Consider the following 15,997-nt stretch of genomic DNA (forward strand, 5'->3'; position numbering starts at 1 on the left):
TCATGCTGCTGCACATTCCTGAAGTCCTGAGCAAACAGGAAGTTGCCGAAATTCGCCGCCTGCTCGACCATGAGGGCTGGGTGGACGGTCTGCAGACGGCCGGTGCGCAGGCCTCCGGGATCAAGCGCAACGAGCAGCTGGCGGTCGACTCGCCGATATTTGCCAATTTGTCGCAGCGGGTGGCCGATGCCCTGCAACGGCATCCGCTGTTCGTTGCCGCGGCGCTGCCCAAGCACATCCTGCCGCCGATGTTCAATCGCTACATGCACGGTGGTCACTACGGCAACCACATCGACAACGCGATCCAGACCGACCGCTTCAGCGGCCAGAAAATCCGCACCGACGTATCGACCACGGTCTTCCTCAGCGAACCTGACGAATACGAAGGCGGCGAGCTGATCGCCGAGGACAGCTACGGTTGCCATGAGGTCAAGCTGGCGGCCGGCGATGCCATCGTCTATCCGTCAACCAGCCTGCACCGCGTCGAGCCGGTGACCAAGGGCGTGCGCGTCGCTTCCTTCCTGTGGACGCAGAGCCTGGTGCGCGATGCCTGGCGCCGCGCCATGCTGTTTGATCTGGACATGAACATTCTCAAGCTGCGCGGTCAGCTCGGCGACACGCCCGAAGTCGTCGCGCTGACCGGGCACTATCACAAGCTGCTGCAGCAATGGGCGGAATGAACATGCCGCTGCCGCCGCTTGAGCTGATCCCGCATGACCTGGTTGCCGCCTGCGACTACGAGGCACGCGCCCGCCAGCATCTCGACGACAACGCCTGGGCCTACCTGCAGGGCGGAGCAGCCGACGAGCTGAGCCTGCGCGGCAACGGCGAAGCATTCCAGTCGATTTCGCTGCGTCCGCGCGTGTTGCGCGATCTCACGCAGGGGCACACCCGCTGTTGCCTGTTCGGGCAGGAACTGGCGCATCCGCTGCTACTCGCACCGGTCGCCTACCAGCGTCTCTTCCATCCGGATGGCGAGCTGGCAACCGTCCTTGGTGCCAGCGTGATGGGCGCCGGCATGCTGGTCAGCACGCTGGCCTCGACCCGTCTGGAAGATATTGCCAGCCAGGCCGGTTCGCCGCTCTGGTTCCAGCTCTACTGGCAGGGCGGACGCGACGCCTCGCTGGCGCTGGTCCGCCGCGCCGAGGCGGCCGGCTACCAGGCGCTGGTGCTGACCATCGATGCGCCGCTCAGCGGCATCCGCAACCGCGAACAGCGCGCCGGCTTTGCGCTGCCGCCCAAGGTCGCAGCGGTCAACCTCGCTGAAACACCGAAAATGCCGCTGCTCTCGGCCAATGACAGCCCGGTCTTCGCCGGCATGATGGCGCTGGCGCCGACCTGGGCCGATATCGAATGGCTGCGCGCGCAAACGACTTTGCCGCTCCTGCTCAAGGGCGTGCTGCACCCGGAGGATGCCGCACAGGCAGTCAGTTGCGGCGTGCAGGGCCTGGTTATCTCGAATCACGGCGGGCGCGTGCTCGACACGACGGTGGCACCGCTCGATGTGCTGCCGGAGATGCGCGCCCGGGTTGGCGCCAAGGTCACGCTGCTGCTCGACGGCGGCATCCGGCGCGGCAGCGATGTCTTCAAGGCGCTGGCGCTCGGTGCCGACGCGGTGCTGCTCGGCCGCCCCTACGTGCAGGCACTGGCGGTCGCCGGCGCACTCGGCGTCGCCCACCTGATCAAGCTGCTGCGCGAGGAACTCGAGGTTTGCATGGCGCTCTCCGGCTGTGTCACGCTGGCCGAAATCACGCCCGACCGCCTCTGGCTGGATGGCCTCAACTGAGGGCTTTTGCAACTGCTTTGTAAAAGTCTTAAGCATTCGTAAGCACGCGATTTTTTTGCCCTGTGCGTTGTTATGCTGCGTTTTCGCAGCCAGCCATACAGCCAGCCAGCAACAACATCTGGAAAACAAAATGACTGACTCCCCCTTCTTTTGCGGCCGCGCGCTGCTTCCCCTCGGTTTCCTGCTGACCCCCATGGCGGCGGCCATCGCCCAGACAGCGCCGGCGAGCGAGGAACGCGTCCTCTCCGAAGTCAGCGTCAGCGCCAAGAAGACGCAAAGCCAGGAACTGCGCCGCAATGCGACCGCCGGCAAGATCGTCATCGACCGCGAGGAACTCGATACGCTGGATGCTTCGTCGATGGCCGAACTGCTCTCCAAGCTGCCGGGTGGTGGCAATTTCACCGACATGGACGGTGGACCGCGCGGCAAGCAACGCAGCCCCGACCGCAACATGCCGCAGATCCTGGTCGACGGCCAGCCGCTGCCGGGCGGCGGGCGCAATCCGATGGCCGCCTTGCGTCTGCCGGTCGAGCTGATCGAGCGCGTCGAGATCATCCGCAACAGCACCGCCGAATTTCCGGTACTCAGTCCGGGCGGCGTGATCAACCTGATCCTGCGCGATGTGCCCAGCCAGCTGACGCGCAGCGCCAAGGTCGGCATCGGCTTCACCGACGGCGAGCCGTCGTATCGCCTGGAAGGCCAGTACGGCGAGCCGGATGCCGGCGATTTCGGCTACCTGCTGTCCGGCGCCTTCAACAGCCGGCCGGTGGTCGGTTCGCAGGAGATGCAGGCGAAAACCTACACTGGCGGCGTGTTGACCGATACGATCCGCGAGAAGGCAACGCAGACCGGGCACGACAACAATCTGACGCTGAGTCCGCGCTTTTCCTGGAATCTCGGCAGCGGCAACCGCCTGACCTTGACGCCTTTCCTGACCTATACCGACAGCCTGCGCGACTCGACTATCGAGCGCGATACCTCCGGCGTCGCTTCGACGGATCGTCTGCGCCAGGAAACGACGCGCGCTACCGGTCGACTCGCCGCCGAGTGGCGAAACCAGGGCGCCGGCGGCAGCGAAACCACGGCGCGCGTGATGCTGCAGGGCGAGCGCGACGACAGCGAGCGGACAACGCGCAAATACGATGCTGCCGGCAGTCTGACCGCCAACCAGCGTGACAAGACCGTGCGCGAGGAAAGCGAAATCATGCTCGAACTGCGCCGCAAGCAGCTTTTCTTCGAAAATCACCTGTTGACCGGTGCGCTCGAATGGCGCGACAAATCGACCGATGACGATCAGCAGCGCACCGGCGGTGGTGCCAGCAGTTCGGCGCATCTGACCGAAAGCCGCGTCGTCGGCTGGCTGCAGGACGAATGGCAGGTCGCCGAGCAGCATGTGCTGACGCCCGGCCTGCGATTCCAGGTGCTGCAGACGAAGATCGACGACAGCAGCAACGGTCGCATCGAGCGCAATTACAACTCGGTCGATCCGTCGCTGCATTACCTGTGGCAGGTCACCGACGCGTGGAATTTCCGCGCCAGCATCGCCGGCAACACCCGCCAGCCGCAGACGCGCGATTTGAGCCCCATCGTGCGCGAGGCAAGCGGCGTCAATTCGTCGAGCAACCCCGATCGTGGCGGCAACAGCCAACTGGCGCCGGAACGCCTGCGCAGCATCGAGCTGGGCATCGAGCATTATCTCGAAGGGCGCGGCGGCACCATCGGTTTCTCGGTCTTCGACCGGACCATCGACAACTACGTCCAGCGCCTGATCGAAAACGAAGCCGGGCGCTGGGTCGAGCGGCCGCGCAATGTCGGCAAGGCGCAACTGCGCGGCGGCCTGGTCGATTTCAAGGCGAAAATGGCCGCCCTCGGCCTGCCGAATCTGACGCTGCGCGGCAATCTCGCCTACACCGATACCAAAATGCTGGAGCAGGTCGCGGGCCTGGGCGCCGGCGAAGGGCCGCGCAAGAGTGCCAACCTCGGCATCGATTACGAGGTTCCGTCCTGGCGTCTGAGCATGGGCGGCAATTACAGCTATTCGTCGGCGCTCGACCGCGAAAGCAGCGCCACCGTCCGCCAGCAGCAGGGCGAGCGCAAGCAGCTCGACCTCTATGCGCTGTACAAGATCAGCAGCCAGACGGCGCTACGTTTTTCGGCGCAGAACGTGACGCGCGAAGAGCGTACCAACTGGTTGCAGGAAGTCGACATCAACGGCCTGGTCAGCCGGACCGAAACCGACCGGACGCCGGGGCTGGCCAGCTATTTCCTGACGCTTGAAACAAAGTGGTAATGGTCTGAGCGGGATTTGCCGTGGATAATCGGTCAACCGTTGCCGATTGAAGAAAACCCCATGAGCGAAGCTTTCGAAGCCAGTTGTAGTCAGTGTCGATATTTCAAGGCGGCGGATGCGCTGAATGGCGCCTGCCACCGTTTTCCGCCGGTCTTTGCCGGTGAAAGCTCACCGCGGGAAACGCATCACTGGCGTTTCCCGGCGGTCAGCGTACATGCCTGGTGCGGCGAGTTCCTGCCGCCGCACGTCGATCAGATGTCTTCGACCGGCGTCACCATCTGATTGACCGCCCGCAGGCGTTCGGCCATCACGCGCATGACCTGGGTGGCGAAGAAGGGCGTCTGCTGCACCAGGTAGTTGAAGCGTTTTTCGTCGATCGCGACGAATTCGCAATCGCTGGTCGCAACCACCGTCGCCGAGCGCGGTCCGGATGAGACGATGCCCATTTCGCCAACGATATTGCCGTGCTGCAATTGCTCGACAACGCGGTTGTTGACGATGACTTCGGCCGTGCCGGTGGCCAGCACGAACATCCGGTGACCGTCATCACCCTCGGAAAACAATGGCTGACCGGCGGCAATGCGGACGATGTCGGGATTGTTGGCGAACAGTTCGAAGAAAACCATGGACGTGCTTCCGCTAATGAGGAGGTAGTACTTTTAGCATAGCGGTCCCGGCACTTTCGTTGCGGCCAGGTTACAAACGCGTGACCCTTGATCTAGAACAAGGCCGGCGAGATCAGGCGCAGGCCGATCGAGAGCCAGCGCTCTTCGCGCAGGTGGCTGAACTGGCTGCCGTAGGTGGTGTCGATCTGCACGCGGTTGGGCACGATCCAGTAGCGCAGGCCGGTCTGGAAGTAGGCGTTGCCCTTGTCCTGGCCGTAGGTCTCGGCGATGACGTAGAGGCGCTCGCTGGCTTGCAGCTCGGTGCCGATGCCCCAGGTCAGGCGGGTCTGGTGGTTTTCGCGCTCGCGCGTGTAGCCGAGATTGGTATGGATGACGACGCGGTCGTCGGCAAACGAAAAGCTGGTCGGTACGTAGAAATAGGGCGAGCCGGAATGCGCGTTGCCGGGCTGGGTCGTGTAGCCGGCCGCCAGACCGATGCCCCAGCCATTTGTTTCCAGCGCCTTGAACAAGGTCTTGCCCTGGATGACCTGGGCACCGCTCTGCATGGCACCTTCCGAATAGGCGAGCGCACCGCCGAGGGTCAACTCGAAGTTTCCTCCTGGATTGCAGGCGGGCAGCGCCCACCATTCCTTTTGCTGGCCGTGCAGATGCAGCCAGGTTTCGACCTGGCAGGCCTGGGCATCGGTCAGCCGGGCATCGTCGGTGGTCATCGGCCGGGCAGCATGGGCCGGCAGGCTGCAGGCGAAAGGCAGGAGGAAGGTCAGGAGGCGGCGCATGGGGGCGCGATGGTAGCGGAGATTTCTGACATTTTGGTGACAGCGGCTGTCATCAAAGCTTAGCGCAGTCTGATTACCGTGGGCGCTTTCATGGAGATGCCATGCAGGAACCTACGCCGCACGAACTCGGGCTGGACCCGCAGCACGAATCGCCCTTCAAGGGGAAGACCGGGCTGCGCCGGGTCTGGAATGCCTTCAACTACTCGGTCGCCGGTCTCAAGGCGGCTTACCTGTGCGAAGACGCTTTCCGCCAGGAGGTCTGGCTCGCCCTGCTGCTGATTCCGACCGCCTTCCTGCTGCCCGTGCCCTGGCTGGGGCGCGGCCTGATGATCGCCAGCCTGCTGCTGGTGCTGATTGTCGAATTGCTCAATTCCGCCATCGAGGCGGTGGTCGACCGGGTCAGCCTGGAAAACCACCGTCTGGCCAAGCGCGCCAAGGATATCGGCAGCGCCGCGGTACTCGTCTCGCTGCTCAACGTGGTGGTGGTGTGGGTCTGCGTCTGGTTGGCGGCAGCATGACCCGGCTCGATATCGCCTTCGTCACCGAAACTTTTCCGCCCGAGGTCAATGGCGTCGCGATGACGGTCGGTCGTCTGGTCGCCGGTTTGCGCGAGAGCGGCCACCGGGTCAGCGTCATCCGGCCGCGCCAGGGCGCAGCGGATTTTGGCAATGAACACGAGTTGACCGTCAGCGGTCTGCCGCTGCCCGGTTATCCCGGCCTGCGCCTCGGTTTGCCGGCCGGGCGCCGGTTGGCGCGGCAGTGGCGGCACCAGCGGCCGGACCTGGTGCATGTCGTCACCGAAGGTCCGCTCGGCTGGTCGGCGGTCAATGCCGCACGCCGGCTCGGCATCCCGGTGACGTCGGCCTTTCACACCAATTTCGACCGTTACAGCGTGCATTACGGCGTCGGCTGGATGCGTCCGGCGGTGGCCGCTTACCTGCGCACCCTGCACCGGCGCACGCGCGCGACCATGGTGCCGACTGCCGCCCTCGCCGCCGATCTGGCCGGCGAAGGGATCAGCGGCGTGCGTGTGGTCGGGCGCGGCGTCGATACCAAGCTGTTCAACCCGGTGCGGCGCAGCGAGGCGATGCGCGCCAGCTGGGGCGTCGGTGTGGCCGGTCCGGCCTGCCTCTATGTCGGCCGGCTGGCGGCGGAGAAAAACCTGGCGCTGGTGCAGAAAAGCTTTGCCGCGATCCAGGCCGAGCATCCGGCGGCGCGCATGATCTGGGTCGGCGACGGCCCGTCGGCGACGCAACTGGCGCGCCAGCATGCCGACCACCATTTTGCCGGCGTGCGTCTCGGCGAGGATCTGGCTGCGCATTACGCCAGCGCCGATCTCTTCCTCTTCCCCAGCCTGACCGAAACCTACGGCAACGTCGTCGCCGAAGCCATGGCGAGCGGCCTGCCGGTGGTCGCCTATCGCAGTGCGGCCGCGGCCGAGCTGGTGCAGCATGAAGAAAACGGCACGGTCGCCTCGCCGGGCGACGAAAGCGGCTATCTCGCCGCGGCGCTGTGGATGCTCGGTGATGGCAAGCGCCTCAGCCGACTGGCCGACGCGGCGCGGCAGACCATGTTGCCGCATAGCTGGGCCGGCGTCGTCGCCAGTTTCGAGAGCGTCGCCCGCGAGGCCATCGCCGGCTAAGCATTGCCGGCTGAAAATGCCCGTAAAAATCCGGTCGACCGCCTGGGCGACCGGAAAATGCCTCAGGCGTGCTGGATCAGTTCGATCTTGTAGCCGTCCGGGTCATCAACGAAGGCGATGATCGTCGTGCCGTGCTTCATCGGGCCGGCTTCGCGCACCACCTTGCCGCCGCGCGCCTTGATCGCGGCGCAGGCCGCTGCCGCATCCGGCACGGCGAGGGCGATATGGCCGTAGCCGTTGCCCAGTTCGTAGCTCTTGGTATCCCAGTTGTGGGTCAGTTCGAGCACGGCACCGCTCTCTTCCGGACCGTAGCCGACGAAAGCCAGCGTGAAGCGGCCTTCCGGGTAGTCGTTGCGGCGCAGCAGTTGCATGCCGAGGACTTCGGTGTAGAAGGCGATGGACTGGTCGAGATCGCCGACGCGGATCATGGTGTGCAGAATGCGCATGCTGTTTTCCTGGATTTTATAGTTGCGGGATCTGCCGGCCGAGCTGGCGCAATGCTATGCGCAGCGCCCGCCAGTCCGGACAGAGTTGCTCCACCACAGACCAGAAGCGCGGGCTGTGGTTCATTTCCTTGAGATGCGCCAGCTCGTGGCAGACGACGTAATCGACGACCGGCAGCGGCATGAAGATCAGGCGCCAGTTGAGCGAGATGCCGCCGTGGTGGCTGCAACTGCCCCAGCGTGTGCGCGCGGAGGACAGGCGCAGTGCCGGCGCAGCGACACCGAGGCGCGGTGCGTAGAGCGCCAGACGGTCGACGAACAGGGAACGGGCTTTTTCGCGCAGCGCCTTTTCGAGCAATTGATTGGCGTTGACCGTGGCGGATGGCCACAGGTGCAGCTTGTTGTCGACGAATTGCCAGCGAGCGCGGCCGAGCGGCGTCACGGTAACGGTCAACGCTGCGCCAAGGACGGAAATGACGCTGCCGTCGACGATTTGTGTTTTTTCCGGGGGCGGTCGCTCGCGCCAGTTGGCGAGCTTGTCGAGTACCCACTGGCCGTGCTCGCGGATCAGGTTTTCGATGTCGCCGAGGCGGGCGCGCAGCGGCGCGGCAACGCGCAAACCACGCTGGTCGATAGCCAGGCCGATGGTGCGGCGCTTGCTGCGCCGCAGCTGGTAGCCGACTTCTTCGCCGGCCAGCGCAATCCGGTGGCTGCTCTCAGCTGGCGTCGTGCTGGACATCCGAATAGCGATGCGGCGAGATGCGCTGCATTTCGCCTTCGATCCATTCCTCGGTGCGCTGATTGACTTCGGCCTCGCTCATGCCGGTGGCGTCGAAGGCCGGGCCGATGCTGATCGTCACGGTGCCCGGCTTTTTCAGGAAAGCCTGGCGCGGCCACAGTTCGCCGGCATTGTGCGCGATCGGCACGACCTTGCAGCCGACATGGGTGGCGAGATAGGCGCCGCCCGGCTTGTAGCGTTTCTTCTGGCCCGGCGCGACACGCGTGCCTTCCGGGAAGATGATCACGTAGTAGCCCTGCTGCAGGCGCTCGCGGCCCTGGGCGACGACCTGGTCGAGGGCATTCTTGCCGGCGGCGCGGTCGATCGAGATCATCTTCATCGCGGCCAGGCCCCAGCCCATCAGCGGAATGCGCAGCAATTCCTTCTTCAGCACGAAGACGCAGTAGGCGCCCTTCGGCACGTAATCCTGGATGGTCATCGTTTCCCAGGCCGACTGGTGCTTGGAAAGAATGACGCAGGGCTCTTTCGGCATGTTTTCCAGACCGATCACCTTGGGCCGGATGCCGAGCATGTTCTCGACGCCGAACTGGATGCCGAGGCGCCACAGCTTGCCGGCGTGGTAGCCCCAGCGCCCGCGCAGGAGCAGTGCGGCGCCGACCACGAGCGGTGCGGTGAGAACCGACCAGAGCAGGGCCCAGGCCATGAACACGGTGGAACGAATGGCGATCATGCCTTTTTGCCTGCCAGAATGAAGTCGACCGCTGCCGACAGGTTGGCGAATTCCAGCGTGCCGGCCGGCAGATTGCCTTCGGCACTGGTCTTGTCGCCCTTGCCGGTATGCACCAGCATCGGCAGGCAACCGAGCACGACCGAAGCCTGCAGGTCGCGCAGCGAATCGCCGATCGCCGGCACGCCCTTCAGGTCGGCGTTGAGCGTTTCCGCAATGCGCTTGAACATGCCCGGCTTGGGCTTGCGGCAATCGCAGTCGGAGTCGGCCGGGTGCGGGCAGTAGAACACGGCATCGATGCGGCCACCGACGCCAAACAGCGTCTTGTGCATCTTTTCATGGATGCTGTTCAGGGTATCCATGTCAAACAAGCCGCGCCCGACGCCGGACTGGTTGGTGGCGACCACCACCTTGTAGCCGCTCTGGTTGAGGCGGGCGATGGCCTCCAGGCTGCCGGGGATCGGCTTCCACTCGGCCGGGTTCTTGATGAACTGGGCCGAGTCGAAGTTGATGACGCCGTCGCGATCGAGAATGACAAGCTTGGTTGGCATGGCGGCTCTCCGGATCAGGCAGAAAGCTTGGAAAGGTCGGCAACGCGGTTCATCGCTGCGTGCAGATGGGCGAGCAGGCCGAGCCGGTTGGCGCGCAGGGCCGGGTCCTCGGCATTGACCATGACGCCGTCGAAGAAGGCATCAACCGGCGCACGCAGCGCGGCCAGGGCCTGCAGCGACTCGGTGTAGTCGCCGGTGTCGAAGGCGGCATCGGCCTGCGGCACGACATCGACCAGCGCGGCGTGCAGCGCGATTTCGGCCGGCTCGACGAGCAGGGCGGCAACCGCGGTCGGTTCGACCGGGTTTTCGACCTTCTTCAGGATGTTGCCGACCCGCTTGTTGGCGGCGGCCAGCGCGGCGGCTTCCGGCAGCGCGGCAAAGGCGCGCACGGCGGCCAGGCGCTTCGGGATGTCACCCAGGCGTTGCGGCCGTTGCGAGACTACGGCGTCGACTTCCTGTGCCGTGTAACCCTGCTCGCGCAGGTTGCCGGCGAGGCGGTCGTAGATGAAGTCGGCGAGCGCGCTTTCCGCGGCCTTGAAACCGTCGACCGCGGCAAAAGCCTGGGCCGCAACGGTCAACAGGCTGTCGAGGGGCAAATCCAGGTTGCCCTCGGCGAGCATGCGGATGGTGCCCAGCGCATGCCGGCGCAGCGCGAACGGATCGCGGTCGCCGGTCGGGATCTGGCCGATGCCGAACATGCCGACCAGGGTTTCCAGCTTGTCGGCGAGCGCGACGATGGTGCCGACGCGACCGCGCGGCAGGCTGTCACCGGCGAAGCGCGGCTTGTAGTGGTCTTCGATGGCGTCGGCGACGTCGGCGTTGAGGCCGTCGTGCTGGGCGTAGTAGCGGCCCATGATGCCCTGCAGTTCCGGGAATTCGCCGACCATGTCGGTGAGCAGGTCAGCCTTGGCCAGTACCGCAGCCTGTTCGGCATGCTGCACCAGTTCGCCGCCGCCAAGATGTTCGGCAATGGCGCGGGCAATCGCGGCGACGCGCTGCATGCGCTCGCCCTGGGTGCCCAGCTTGTTGTGATAGACGACCTTGGACAGGCCGATGACACGGCTTTCCAGAGACTTCTTGCGGTCCTGGTCGAAGAAGAACTTGGCATCAGCCAGGCGCGGGCGCACGACGCGCTCGTTGCCGCCGATCACGGCTGAAGCATCTTCCGGGCTGATGTTGCTGACGACGAGGAACTTGTTGGTCAGCTTGCCTGCGGCATCGAGCAGCGGGAAATATTTCTGGTTGGCCTTCATGGTCAGAATCAGGCATTCCTGCGGCACGGCGAGGAATTCTTCCTCGAACTGGCCGACCAGGACGTTCGGGCGCTCGACCAGCGCGGTGACTTCGTCGAGCAGGGCGTCGTCCTCAATCGGCTTGCCTCCAGCGGAGGCGGCGGCAGCTTCTAGCTGGCGAACGATCTCGGCACGGCGTTCGGCGAAGGAGGCGATCACGGCACCGTCGGTTGCCAGCCTGGCGGCGTATTCGTCGGCATGGTCAAAAACGACCGGATCGACGGCTGCTTCAAAGCGGTGGCCGTGCGTTGCGCGGCCGGAGGTCAGGCCGAGGATGGCGAGCGGCACGACGTCGGCGCCGTGCAGGGCGACCAGACCATGCGCTGGGCGCACGAAATTGACGCTGCTCCAGCCATCCTGCAACTGGTAAGTCATGACCTTGGGGATGGGCAGCGCGGCGAGGGCGGCTTCGAGTGCCTTCTGCAGGCCTTCGGCCAGCGTCGCGCCCTTGGCCAGGCTTTCGTAGAACAGCACGTCGGCCTTGCCGTCGTTTTCGCGACGCAGGTTCGGCACGCAGGAGGCGTCGGCACCGAGGGCGCCGAGCTTCTTGAGCAGGGCGGGTGTGGCGTTGCCGGCAGCATCGAGACCGACGGCGACCGGCATCAGCTTCTGCACCACCGGCTTGTCGGCGGCAACCGCGGCGACGTCGGTGACATGCGCGGCGAGGCGGCGCGGCGAGGCATAAGCAGTGACCGTAGCGGTCGACGCGGCCAGACCGGTGTTTTTCAGCGAGGCGGCCAGGGTCTGGGCAAAGACTTCACCCAGCTTCTTGAGTGCCTTGGGCGGCAGTTCTTCAACGAACAGTTCGACGAGGAGATTCTTGGTCGACATATCAGGCAACTTTCTTTTCAATCTGGGCGAGAACTTCGGCGGCCCATTCCTTCGGGGCCATCGGGAAGCCGAGGCGGGCGCGCGAGTCGAGGTAGGCTTGCGCCACGGCACGGGCCAGGTTGCGGATGCGGCCAATGTAGGCGGCACGTTCGGTCACCGAGATGGCGCCGCGCGCGTCGAGCAGGTTGAAGGTGTGCGCGGCTTTCAGGACCTGTTCGTAGGCCGGCAGCGCGAGCTGGGCGCCCATCAGGTGCTGCGCCTGCTTCTCGTGCGCGCCGAAGGCCTGGAACAGGAAGTCGACGTCGGAGTGCTCGAAGTTGTAGGTCGATTGCTCGACTTCGTTCTGGTGGTAAACGTCGCCATAAGTCAGGCCGTCGGTCCACGTCAGGTCATAGACGTTTTCGACGCCTTGCAGGTACATGGCGAGGCGTTCGATGCCGTAGGTGATTTCGCCGGTGATCGGCTTGCAGTCGATGCCGCCGACCTGCTGGAAGTAGGTGAATTGCGTCACTTCCATGCCGTTCATCCAGACTTCCCAACCCAGACCCCAGGCGCCCAGCGTCGGGTTTTCCCAGTCGTCCTCGACGAAACGCACGTCGTTCTTCTTCAGGTCGAAGCCGAGGGCTTCGAGCGAGCCGAGGTAGAGCTCAAGGATGTTGTCCGGCGCCGGCTTCAATACCACCTGGAACTGGTAGTAGTGCTGCATGCGGTTCGGGTTTTCGCCGTAACGACCGTCCTTGGGGCGGCGCGAGGGCTGCACGTAGGCGGCCTTCCATGGCTCGGGGCCGATGGCGCGCAGGAAGGTGGCGGTGTGGCTGGTGCCGGCGCCGACTTCCATGTCGTAGGGCTGAAGCAGGGCGCAGCCCTTGTCGCTCCAGTATTGCTGCAGGCGCAGGATGATTTCTTGGAAACTGGGTTTCTTGCTGGTGGTCATGGGACGCACTTGGAAAGACGGAAAGCCGTGATTTTACTGCCTTTTGCGGCGATCCGGCAGGGTCGCCGGCCGGCAAGGGCCGGGGCCGGGCTGCACCTCCTGTTGGCCCGGCTTGGGCACGGGTTTGTTGTTGCGACGCAACACTTTTGCTTGCCCGTGTTTTGGCTCGATTTGACAAAGTTCAATCAAATCAATAAACTGCGATTTATGTTGCGGTGCAACACCGGGTTTTTCGGCGGCTGGACTAGCTGCCCTGCGGGTTTCGGGACGTTCCTCGTCCGCCCTTTTCGGTGTCGTATCCCCCTGTAACCGTTCGCTGTCGAAGATGTTTTTTCGCAGTGGCAACAGTGAAGGAGGTCACATGATCGCTTCTGCTACCCTTTCCCCCGCACTTCAGCGGGCTTGTTCTGTCCTCTATCTGGCGCTCCGGAAAATCCTGATGCTGGCCGGACTGATTTTCATCATCGCCCTGATCGGCCAGCAAAGTGGCCGTTTCAACCTGCTCGACAGTTTCATGGGCCTGGTTCCGTCATCCGAGGCCGCTGTTGCGGTCGAGGAAGAGTTGGCCGATCTCGCGGCCGAGCCGTCGCTGGGTTCTCTCAGTCCGCGCATGCGCGGTGCGCTGGATTACGTATCCAAGCGTTACCGGGTGGCCGACGAGGCCTTGCTGCCGATTTTTTCGACAGCGCAGGCCACGGCGCGCGAGTTGCATCTTGATCCGCTGCTAATCATCGCCGTCATCGGCGTTGAATCGGGCTTCAACCCGTTCTCGCAAAGCGTTGTCGGCGCCCAGGGCTTGATGCAGGTCATTCCCCGCTTTCATCTCGACAAGCTGCCGGAAGAGATCCCTAGTGCATCCTTTCTTGACCCGGTGACCAACGTCCAGGTCGGCGCTCGCGTTCTCAAGGAGTCGATCCGTCGCAACGGTGGCCTGGAGGAAGGCCTGCAGCAGTTCGGCGGCGCCGTCAGCGATCCCGAGCGGCGTTACGCCGGCAAGGTGCTGGCCGAAAAGCAGCGTCTGGAACAGGCCGCACTGCGCCTGCGTACGACGACCTGAGCTTTAGCGCCGGCGCGGCCAGCGGCTGGCGAGCATAAACAAGCCGGCGAGCAGCAGGAAGCCGTAATTGCCGTAACGGATGAATGGCGTCGTGCCGCTGCGGGCGACGACCTCGCCCTGCAGCACGCCGGTCGTGAAGGCCGGCAGCACGGCCTGGATGTCGCCGCCGGCGGCGACGATCGCGGTCATCCCGGTATTGGTGGCGCGCAGCATCGGGCGGCCGGTTTCGGCGGCGCGCAACTGCGCGATCTGCAAATGCTGCGGCTGGGCCAGCGAATGGCCGAACCAGGCGGTGTTCGACAGGTTGGCGAGGATGCCGGCCTGGGGCAGGGCGCGGATGATTTCCTCGCCGAAAACGTCCTCGTAGCAGATGTTGACCGCTACGTGCTGGCCGGCCACGGCCAGCGGCGGCTGGCTTTCCGGGCCGCGCGAGAAGGCGGACAGCGGAATGTTGGCCTGCGCCATGATCCAGGCAAAACCGGCCGGGATGAATTCGCCGAATGGGACCAGGTGCTGCTTGCTGTAAACCTGGCTCGGTGAGGTGCCGAGACTGACCGCGCTGTTCCAGTAATGGTCGAGGTCGCCGGTCAGTGTGCCGGTGATCAGGTCGCCGCCATGGGCGCGCACGCTGCGCTGCAAGGCCTGCACATATTCCGGCGGCAGCTGGTCGATGAAGACCGGTAAAGCAGTTTCCGGGAGTATGGTCAGTTGCGCCGGATGCTGTTCAATCAGTTGCTGATAAAGATCCAGTGTCCGGAAGAAGGCTTCCGGACGGAATTTCATTTCCTGCGGCACGTTGCCCTGCACCAGCGCAACGCTGATCGGAGAACCGGCCGGTGTGGTCCATTCGATCTGGCGCAGGCCGAAACCGCCAGCGGCAAGAATGCAAAGTACCGGAACGCCGATGCGCCAGCGCAGCAGCAGGGCGCCGGCGAGTGCGACGAGCAGGCTCAGGCCATGCACGCCGAGCAGCGGCGCAAAACCGGCGAGCGGGCTGGGCGGCGCTTGCGAATAACCGAGGGCGAGCCAGGGAAAGCCGGTGAAAAGCCAGGTTCTGATCCAGTCGACCGTTGCGATCAGTGCAGCAAAGTAAAGTGCTTGTTGCCAGAAGGCTTCCGGTTGCCAGCGCTTGAACAGCCCTCCGGCCAGGGCGGGGAAGAGCGCCAGCACGGCACAGAACAGGAAGGCGGCAGTGCCGGCCAGCCACCAGGGCATGCCGCCGAAGACCGAGAGGCTGACATAAACCCAGGAAACCCCGGTCAGGAAGAAGCCGAGGCCGAAGGCCAGGCCGTTCAGTGCGGCCTGGCGGGTGTTGTCGGCGGCGACGAAAAGCGCGAACAGCACCAGCCAGACGACCGGCGCCAGCCAGAACAACCCGAAGGGGGCAAAGCAGAGTACGCCGGCCGCACCGGTCAGGGCGGCCAGGGCCAGGCGGCGCGCGGCTCGCTCAGGCAGCCGGCTGATCAGCACCGGTCTGGGGCTTGATAACGTCGACGAGCAGCGTGTACAGCCGGCGGCTGTCGGCACGCAGGACCTGGAAGCGGATGCCGTCGATATCGATGATTTCGTTGCGCTTCGGCACGCGACCGAGTTGGCGCAGGATCAGGCCGCCGACGGTGTCGAACTCCTCGTCGGAGAAGCTGGTCGTGAAGGCGGCGTTGAAATCCTCGATTTCGGTGCGTGCCTTGACGCGGTAGCGGCCGGTCGAGTCGAGGCGGATGTTGTCGTGCGCTTCGTCGAAGTCGTATTCGTCCTCGATGTCGCCGACGATCTGTTCGAGCACGTCTTCGATGGTGACCAGGCCAGCGACGCCGCCGTATTCATTGACGACGATGGCCATGTGGTTGCGCGAGACGCGGAATTCACGGAGCAGCACGTTGAGACGCTTCGATTCCGGAATGAACACGGCCGGGCGCAGCCAGTCGCGCAGGTCGAAGCTTTCTTCGGTCTGGATGCGCAGCAGGTCCTTGGCGAGCAGGACGCCGAGCACGTTGTCGCGGTCGCCGTCGACCACCGGAAAGCGCGAGTGCGCTGCTTCTATGACGACCGGGACGATTTCGCTGAGGGGGTCTTCGACGTCGATGACGTCCATCTGGGCCCGCGGGATCATCACGTCGGTGACGCGGGTGTCGGAGGCGGCGAGCGCCCCTTCGATGATGGTCAGCGCATCGGCGTCCATCAGGTTGCGCTCGTAAGCGCCATGCAGGATTTCCAGCAACTGCTCGCGGTCATCAGGCTCGCGCAGCAGCAGGGAAGTCAGTCGTTCGATAAAGCCGGGTTTATTACTGTCACTGTCCATAATG

The 15,997-nt window shown here is 64.6% G+C and carries 17 protein-coding genes; 7 read left to right on the forward strand and 10 right to left on the reverse strand.

Features of this window, described 5'->3' with window-relative positions:
- Window positions 1–2 precede the first annotated feature (2 nt).
- From KIG99_RS13295 to KIG99_RS13310, 4 genes are all read left to right on the forward strand, one after another.
- The gene (locus KIG99_RS13295) at window positions 3–680 is read left to right on the forward strand and encodes a Fe2+-dependent dioxygenase (RefSeq protein WP_226460595.1); all 678 of its coding nucleotides are present in this window, start codon (window positions 3–5) and stop codon (window positions 678–680) included.
- A complete protein-coding gene (locus KIG99_RS13300) occupies window positions 677–1,786 on the forward strand; it encodes an alpha-hydroxy acid oxidase (protein WP_226460596.1) in 1,110 nt (369 codons plus the stop codon). Before KIG99_RS13295 ends, KIG99_RS13300 begins: the two co-directional genes overlap by 4 nt.
- 130 nt (window positions 1,787–1,916) lie before the next feature.
- The gene (locus tag KIG99_RS13305; RefSeq protein WP_226460597.1) at window positions 1,917–4,076 is read left to right on the forward strand and encodes a TonB-dependent receptor plug domain-containing protein; all 2,160 of its coding nucleotides are present in this window, start codon (window positions 1,917–1,919) and stop codon (window positions 4,074–4,076) included.
- A gap of 60 nt (window positions 4,077–4,136) precedes the next feature.
- A complete protein-coding gene (locus KIG99_RS13310; RefSeq protein ID WP_226460598.1) occupies window positions 4,137–4,358 on the forward strand; it encodes a hypothetical protein in 222 nt (73 codons plus the stop codon).
- Here the strand turns inward: KIG99_RS13310 and KIG99_RS13315 are convergent.
- Window positions 4,328–4,702, reverse strand: coding sequence for a Crp/Fnr family transcriptional regulator (locus KIG99_RS13315; protein ID WP_226460599.1), 375 nt, complete (start codon window positions 4,700–4,702; stop codon window positions 4,328–4,330). The two genes, KIG99_RS13310 and KIG99_RS13315, sit on opposite strands and share 31 nt — an antisense overlap.
- 92 nt (window positions 4,703–4,794) lie before the next feature.
- Window positions 4,795–5,478 (reverse strand): hypothetical protein, encoded by a 684-nt coding sequence (locus KIG99_RS13320; protein WP_226460600.1) that lies wholly within the window; start codon window positions 5,476–5,478, stop codon window positions 4,795–4,797.
- A 101-nt stretch (window positions 5,479–5,579) separates the two neighbouring features.
- Here KIG99_RS13320 and KIG99_RS13325 point away from each other — a divergent pair, with 101 nt between their 5' ends.
- On the forward strand, window positions 5,580–5,996 hold the full coding sequence (locus tag KIG99_RS13325; RefSeq protein ID WP_226460601.1) for a diacylglycerol kinase: 417 nt from the start codon (window positions 5,580–5,582) through the stop codon (window positions 5,994–5,996).
- Window positions 5,966–7,120 carry a glycosyltransferase family 4 protein gene (locus KIG99_RS13330; protein WP_226460602.1) on the forward strand — a complete coding sequence of 385 codons (1,155 nt, stop codon included), beginning with the start codon at window positions 5,966–5,968 and terminating at the stop codon, window positions 7,118–7,120. The genes KIG99_RS13325 and KIG99_RS13330 overlap by 31 nt, the downstream gene beginning before the upstream one ends.
- 62 nt (window positions 7,121–7,182) lie before the next feature.
- Here the strand turns inward: KIG99_RS13330 and gloA are convergent, their stop codons facing one another.
- The 6 genes from gloA to glyQ are packed head-to-tail and all read right to left on the reverse strand — an operon-like array spanning window position 7,183 to window position 12,637.
- On the reverse strand, window positions 7,183–7,566 hold the full coding sequence (gloA, locus tag KIG99_RS13335) for a lactoylglutathione lyase (RefSeq protein ID WP_226460603.1): 384 nt from the start codon (window positions 7,564–7,566) through the stop codon (window positions 7,183–7,185).
- A 16-nt stretch (window positions 7,567–7,582) separates the two neighbouring features.
- Window positions 7,583–8,302 (reverse strand): M48 family metallopeptidase, encoded by a 720-nt coding sequence (locus KIG99_RS13340; protein WP_226460604.1) that lies wholly within the window; start codon window positions 8,300–8,302, stop codon window positions 7,583–7,585.
- Entirely contained in the window at window positions 8,280–9,032 is a 753-nt protein-coding gene (locus KIG99_RS13345; RefSeq protein ID WP_226460605.1) for a lysophospholipid acyltransferase family protein, read from the reverse strand. Before KIG99_RS13345 ends, KIG99_RS13340 begins: the two co-directional genes overlap by 23 nt.
- Complete coding sequence (gene gmhB / locus KIG99_RS13350; RefSeq protein ID WP_226460606.1) at window positions 9,029–9,580, reverse strand: D-glycero-beta-D-manno-heptose 1,7-bisphosphate 7-phosphatase; 552 nt, start codon at window positions 9,578–9,580, stop codon at window positions 9,029–9,031. The genes KIG99_RS13345 and gmhB overlap by 4 nt, the downstream gene beginning before the upstream one ends.
- 14 nt (window positions 9,581–9,594) lie before the next feature.
- Window positions 9,595–11,703 (reverse strand): glycine--tRNA ligase subunit beta, encoded by a 2,109-nt coding sequence (gene glyS, locus KIG99_RS13355; protein ID WP_226460607.1) that lies wholly within the window; start codon window positions 11,701–11,703, stop codon window positions 9,595–9,597.
- Between the two features lies 1 nt (window position 11,704).
- Complete coding sequence (gene glyQ, locus KIG99_RS13360; RefSeq protein ID WP_226460608.1) at window positions 11,705–12,637, reverse strand: glycine--tRNA ligase subunit alpha; 933 nt, start codon at window positions 12,635–12,637, stop codon at window positions 11,705–11,707.
- A 361-nt stretch (window positions 12,638–12,998) separates the two neighbouring features.
- On the opposite strand from glyQ, the gene KIG99_RS13365 reads away from it, so the two are divergent.
- Window positions 12,999–13,694 (forward strand): lytic transglycosylase domain-containing protein, encoded by a 696-nt coding sequence (locus KIG99_RS13365; RefSeq protein WP_226460609.1) that lies wholly within the window; start codon window positions 12,999–13,001, stop codon window positions 13,692–13,694.
- Between the two features lie 3 nt (window positions 13,695–13,697).
- Here KIG99_RS13365 and lnt read toward each other — a convergent pair whose 3' ends face one another.
- Together lnt and KIG99_RS13375 are read right to left on the reverse strand one after the other, a co-directional pair.
- Window positions 13,698–15,164: an apolipoprotein N-acyltransferase gene (gene lnt / locus KIG99_RS13370; protein WP_226460610.1), complete on the reverse strand. Its 1,467-nt coding sequence runs from the start codon at window positions 15,162–15,164 to the stop codon at window positions 13,698–13,700.
- Window positions 15,142–15,993: an HlyC/CorC family transporter gene (locus tag KIG99_RS13375; RefSeq protein WP_226460611.1), complete on the reverse strand. Its 852-nt coding sequence runs from the start codon at window positions 15,991–15,993 to the stop codon at window positions 15,142–15,144. The genes lnt and KIG99_RS13375 overlap by 23 nt, the downstream gene beginning before the upstream one ends.
- Window positions 15,994–15,997: the final 4 nt, after the last annotated feature.

The organism is Quatrionicoccus australiensis (assembly GCF_020510425.1).
GTDB lineage: Bacteria > Pseudomonadota > Gammaproteobacteria > Burkholderiales > Rhodocyclaceae > Azonexus > Azonexus australiensis_A.